Annotated in this window: 5 protein-coding genes and 1 tRNA gene; all 6 read left to right on the top strand. The window is 29.1% G+C overall.

What is annotated here, in order from left to right; translation table 11 throughout:
- On the top strand, nucleotides 1-206 hold a 206-nt coding region (locus BUB51_RS13370; RefSeq protein ID WP_073197948.1), incomplete at its 5' end, for a hypothetical protein.
- 161 nt (nucleotides 207-367) lie between these two features.
- Nucleotides 368-3040, top strand: coding sequence for a DNA polymerase I (polA, locus tag BUB51_RS11700; RefSeq protein WP_073197946.1), 2673 nt, complete (start codon nucleotides 368-370; stop codon nucleotides 3038-3040).
- The gene (coaE, locus tag BUB51_RS11695; protein ID WP_073197944.1) at nucleotides 3027-3650 is read left to right on the top strand and encodes a dephospho-CoA kinase; all 624 of its coding nucleotides are present in this window, start codon (nucleotides 3027-3029) and stop codon (nucleotides 3648-3650) included. Before polA ends, coaE begins: the two co-directional genes overlap by 14 nt.
- A 17-nt stretch (nucleotides 3651-3667) precedes the next feature.
- Nucleotides 3668-4249, top strand: a complete 582-nt coding sequence (locus BUB51_RS11690) for a lytic transglycosylase domain-containing protein (protein ID WP_278294450.1) — start codon at nucleotides 3668-3670, stop codon at nucleotides 4247-4249.
- A 96-nt stretch (nucleotides 4250-4345) separates the two neighbouring features.
- The gene (locus BUB51_RS11685) at nucleotides 4346-6109 is read left to right on the top strand and encodes an ABC transporter substrate-binding protein (protein ID WP_073197941.1); all 1764 of its coding nucleotides are present in this window, start codon (nucleotides 4346-4348) and stop codon (nucleotides 6107-6109) included.
- A gap of 56 nt (nucleotides 6110-6165) precedes the next feature.
- Nucleotides 6166-6252: transfer RNA gene (locus BUB51_RS11680), tRNA-Leu, on the top strand.
- The last annotated feature ends 93 nt before the right edge of the window (nucleotides 6253-6345 follow it).

Below are 6345 nucleotides of genomic sequence, written 5' to 3'. Positions count from 1 at the left end.
AATGGAAGAAAATTAAGACCAAATTTAAGAATCTTAAAAGATTAGGAGTCCCAGAGTATAAGGCATGGCAATACGCTAATACCCGAAAGGGGTACTGGCGTATATCTAATAGTCCTATATTAAATAAGACATTAAATAATCAGTATTGGCTAAATCAAGGATTTAAAACATTCTCTATGCAGTATAAGAAATTGAACTTAACCTAATGAACCGCCGTATACCGAACGGTACGTACGGTGGTGTGAGAGGTCGGTAGATGAATTAATCATCTACCTCCTACTCGATTTGTTTACTATTCATTGTATTTCTTATATACTTAATATAAGAAATTAACAAGATATTAAAGAAGTTTTAAGGAGTTGGTTAAATGTCATTAAAAAGATTTATGGTAATTGATGGTAATAGTTTATTGCATAGAGCATTTCATGCATTACCACCATTACAAACTAAAGACGGAATATATACTAATGGAGTTTACGGTTTTTTAACGATGCTAAATAAAATAGTTGAAGAATATTCTCCTGAATATATATGTGTTGTATTTGACAAAAAGGTACCGACATTTAGGCATAAGGAATATACAGAATATAAAGCGAATAGAGCTAAAACTCCAGATGAATTAATTATGCAGTTTGATATTTTAAAAGATGTGCTCAAAAAATTAAATATAACTACATTAGAAATTGATGGGTTTGAAGCAGATGATATTGCGGGAACATTGGCATCAATAGGTGAAAAAGAAGGATTAGAAACTATTTTAGTTACTGGCGATAAAGATTATTTACAATTAGCTACAGAAAATATTAAGGTGTTGATAACTAGAAAGGGAATAACAAATCTTGAAATATATGATGAGCAAACTGTAAAAGAAAAGTATGGGATAAACCCAAATCAATTAATCGATTTAAAAGGATTGATGGGAGATAAATCAGATAATATTCCTGGAGTACCTGGAATCGGTGAAAAAACCGGGATTAAACTTATAAAGGAATTTGGTTCTCTTGAAGGCATATATGAGAATTTAGAAAGTATCTCGGGGAAGAAACTTAAAGAAAGATTAATTGAGAATAGGCTTCAGGCTTTCATGAGTAAAAAATTGGCTAAAATTGTAACAGAAGTGCCTATTAATGTAGATTTGCAAGAATTAAGAAAGAGAGAACCTGATTATAACGAGCTCATAGATTTATATAGAAAACTTGAGTTTAACAGTCTATTAAATAAAATCCGCAAAAATACAGAAGACAATCAGGCATCTGATGATTTAGTAGACATTGATTGTAATTATGAAATAGTGCAAGATTTAGGAGTAATAGATAGTATAATACAGAGCATAAATAAAAATAAAAGTGTATATTTAAAATTTATTCAAGGGGATAAAATAATAGGGCTTACAATTAAAACTGAAACTACAAAAACGTATTATATAGATTTAATTGAAGAAGACTTTAAAGAAAAAGTTTTATTGAAATTAAAGGATATATTCGAGGATGAGAATATAGAAAAGAAGGGACATCATTTAAAAGAAGATATTTTGATACTTCTAAAAAATAAAATACATTTAAAGGCAATATCGTTTGACAGTATGATAGGACAATATATTATAAACCCTTCACAAAATAGTTACAGTATTAAAGAACTAGCAAAAGAGTATTTATCTGTTTATATTAAAGATGAAGATGATATTTTAGGTAAAGGGAAAAATAGAAAAAAGATAACAGATATTCCATTAGAAGATAGAGCTAAAATATTTTCAGTTAAACTTGAAATAGTATCGAAAATTGAGAATTTAGTAAAAGAAAAGATACAAAAGTATAATATGAACGAACTGTATTATAAAGTTGAATTACCTTTAGTAGAAGTATTGGCATTTATGGAGTTTGAGGGATTTGCCGTAGATATTGAAAAATTGAAAGAATTAGGCGAAGAATTTGAATCGAAAATGACAGAGCTTACAGAAGAGATATATAGCATAGCAGGTGAAAAATTCAATATAAATTCAACTAAACAGTTAGGATATATTTTATTTGAAAAATTAGAATTACCAGTAATTAAAAAGACAAAGACAGGGTATTCAACGAATGCCGAAGTATTAGAAAAGTTAAAAGGGGAACATCCTATTATAGAGAAAATACTCGAATACAGACGCATAATGAAATTAAAAACTACGTATGTCGATGGGCTACTTTCATTAGTAGATAAAAAAGATAATAAAATACATTCAACCTTTAATCAAACAGTTACTACTACTGGAAGAATAAGTAGTACTGAACCTAATCTTCAGAATATCCCTATAAAGACAGATGAAGGGAGAAAAATTAGAAAAGTATTTATACCAAGTAGTGAAGAATATAAATTAGTTGATGCTGATTATTCACAAATTGAATTAAGAGTACTTGCGCATATTACTGATGATCCAAATTTAAAAGAGGCATTTTATAATGATGAGGATATTCATACTAAAACTGCATCCGAAGTATTTAATGTGCCAAAATCTGATGTAACACCTCTTATGAGAAGTAGAGCAAAGGCTGTGAATTTTGGTATAATATATGGTATAAGTGATTATGGTTTAGCGAGAGATTTAAATATTAGCAGAAAGGAAGCAAAATTATATATAGAAAGTTATTTTGCGAAATATAAAAAAGTTAAAGAATATATGGATAATATAATAAAAGAGGGGAAAGAAAAAGGGTACGTAACGACAATTATGAATAGAAGAAGATATCTTCCAGAATTAAAGTCAAGAAATTTTAATATAAGATCTTTTGGTGAAAGAATGGCGATGAATACGCCTATACAAGGCAGTGCAGCAGATATAATAAAAATCGCAATGGTTAATGTTTTTAATGAATTGAAAAAGAGAAAATTAAAATCAAAATTAATATTACAGGTTCATGATGAGTTGATAATAGAGGCTCACAAAGATGAATTAGAGCAGGTTAAACAAATACTTAAATCGCAAATGGAGAATGCATTTAAATTAAGCGTTCCTTTAAAAGTTGATATGAAGATAGGTGATAGTTGGTATGAGACAAAATAAAAAAAAATATACGAAGATTATAGGCTTAACAGGTGGAATAGCTACCGGCAAAAGTACAGTTACTAGATTATTACGAGAATTTGGATATGTAGTTATTGATGCCGATAAGATAGCAAAGGAGGTAGTTGATGTCGGTAAAAGGGCGTATTTAGATATCGTAAAAGAATTTGGGGAAGATATTTTAGATGAAAATAATGAAATTGATAGGAAAAGACTAGGAGAGATTATCTTTAAAGATGAGAAAAAAAGAAAAAAATTAAATCAAATTGTTCATCCAATAGTAATTCAAGAAATGATTGATAAAATAGAGCAGTTTTCTGATGATAAAGATGTAATATTTTTAGATATACCTCTATTAATAGAGGAAAAAAATATGTTAGAAAAACAGGGATTAAAATTTGATGAAATATGGTTAGTATATGCAGATGAAGAGAAACAGTTGAGTAGATTAATTAAGAGAGATAAATTAGATATGAAAAGTGCATTAAATAGAATACGTGCTCAAATGCCTATGACTGAAAAGTTAAAAGTTGCGGATGTCATTATAGATAATAATAGAGGGATAAACGAATTGAAGAACCAGATTATGAGGTTATTAAATAGGTATTAGATTTCGGAGGGATATTTTTGCATTCAAAGAAATATAGGAAAATTTTATCGATAATATGCGTTTTAGTAATAATTGCAGCAGTTTTTACAAATCTAAAATGGATAGGGAAATTTATATATCCATTGTATTATGAAGATTATATTAAAAAATATTCTTATAAATATAATATTGATCCGATTTTAGTAGCTTCTATAATTAAAGTTGAAAGTAAATATTATAAAGAGGCAAAATCATATAGAGGAGCTAAAGGTTTGATGCAGATCTCTCCCATTACTGGAAGATGGGCGGCAAAGGAGATAGGGATACTAAATTATAATGAGGATTGTCTATATGATCCTGAAATTAATATTATGATAGGATGTTGGTACTTAAATAAGCTAAAAAAGCAATTTGATAATGATATTAAACTGGTTTTGACTGCCTATAACGGCGGAAGTGGAAATGTAGAAAAATGGTTAAAAAACCCCATATATAGTAGCGATGGTAGGAAACTTGATGAGATTCCTTTTATAGAAACCAAACAGTATGTAAAAAAAGTATTAAAGATATATAAAATTTATAAATTCCTATACAAAGATATTCTGATTGATAAAATTTAATGAGACATAGATTGAAAAAATAGTTGCTATAATTTTAAAATGTGTATATACTTAAATTCTAGATAGAATATGAAGAAAAAACAAGGAGGAGTTTTTTTGAAGTACAAAAGAATATTAGTATTATTCATGGTTTTTATATTGGCAGTTAGTCTAATCGGCTGTGGAATCGACAAACAACTAGATAATATCAAGGGTAAACATGATAAAAATGATAGTTCAAATCAAAAAAAAGTTTATGAACCTGCTTTTGGTGGAGAGATAGTAGTACCTATTTCTTATATTAAGACGTTTAATCCGCTATTAAGTAAAGATAAGAGTCTATATTATTTTAATAAATTAATATATGAAAGTTTATTCGATTTTGATGAGGATTTAAATTTAAAAAAGATATTAGTAGAAGATTATAAAATTAGTCAGGATGGACAGACTATATATATTAAACTTAAAGATAATGTTAGATGGCATGATGGGCATAAATTTACGGCTTCAGATGTAAAGTTTACTATAAACGTGATAAAATATGGTGTGAATGATGTTTCATACAAAGACATGTTAGACGCAGCATTCAAGGCTGCTAAACCGACAGATATACAGCACATTTTAAATGTTAAAGTTGTAGACGATTTGAATTTACAAATACATTTTGATAGATCTTATAGTAATGCGCTTGAAAGTTTAACATTTCCAATAATACCCAAGCATCAATTTGTTGAAGATGGGGCTAAAATGAGTAAGAAGACATACTTAAAGGTTTTAAGTAAAGATATCATTCCAATAGGTACAGGGCCATATAAATTTAGTAAATATGATAAGCTTAAGAAGGTTGAACTCGTGAGAAATGACGATTGGCATTTAGGTAAGCCTTATATTTCTAAAGTTATTGGAAAAATATTGTCGGATAATGAACTAGCAGTGGTATCGTTTGAAACTGGGCAATTAGATTTGACTAGGGCAGAAGGCGTAGATTGGGAGAAATATGCGCACAATAATAAAGTATCAATATATGAATATGTTACTCAAAAGTATGAATTTTTAGGATTTAATTTTAAGAATAAGTTAATTAGTGGCGAAAAAGGATTGGCTTTAAGAAAGGCGATTGCATTTGGAATAAATAGAGATAATATAATTAATAAAGTTTATTTAGGACATGCAACAAAAGTAGATGTACCAATTCATCCGAATTCTTGGCTATTATCGCAAAAAAATGTTTATGATTATAATGTAAATAAAGCTAAAGAAATTTTAAACGAAGCTGGATGGAAAGATACTGATAATGATGGTATTTTAGAAGATGAAAAAGGTAACAAATTAAAGATTAGGCTCTTAACAAATTCATATAATCCATTGAGATTAAAGACAGCAAACATGATAATAGAGGATTTAAAAACGATTGGGATAGAGGTAATTCCACAGTATGATACTAGAATAGATGATTTTAATGCACAAACTGCAGAAAAACAGTGGAATAATATGATTGGCAAAATTCGAAAAGGTGATTTTGATTTAGTACTTCTCGGTTGGGAGTTATCTTTGCTTCCAGATTTGTCTTTTGCTTTTCATTCGACTCAAATAGATGATGGAAGTAATTTTATTAATTATAAAAATGAAAATATGGATCAACTTTTAGTAAGGGCTTTTAGAGCTACTACTAGAGCAGAAAAGAAAAATATTTATGGAGAAATTCAGAAATTAATAGTTGAAGATTTGCCATATGTAAGTCTATTTTTCAGAAACAATGCAATACTTATTGATGATAAAATAAAAGGTGAAATTAAGCCTATTTATTCTAATATATACAATAATATTGATAAGTGGTTTATCCCAAAAGAACTTCAGGAAGAGAATAAGAAAGTTGATTAGATTAGAACTTGACATTAATAAATTTAGAAGTTATACTAAAAGAGTGTCTAATAAGCGCCGTGGTGGTGGAATTGGCAGACACGCTATCTTGAGGGGGTAGTGAGCTGATGCTCGTGCGGGTTCGAGTCCCGCCCACGGCACCAAAGAAAAGTAAGAGGGCTTCAGCCCTCTTTGTTTTTGTGTGCCGGGCATGCGTAACAACTAGGTGGTGAAAGTCCACTGTGGGGGTTGACCGT

Source organism: Caloranaerobacter azorensis DSM 13643 (genome assembly GCF_900129995.1).
GTDB classification, from domain to species: domain Bacteria; phylum Bacillota; class Clostridia; order Tissierellales; family Thermohalobacteraceae; genus Caloranaerobacter; species Caloranaerobacter azorensis.
Note: the sequence above shows the minus strand (reverse complement) of the source record. Positions and strands in the feature narration are given on the sequence as shown.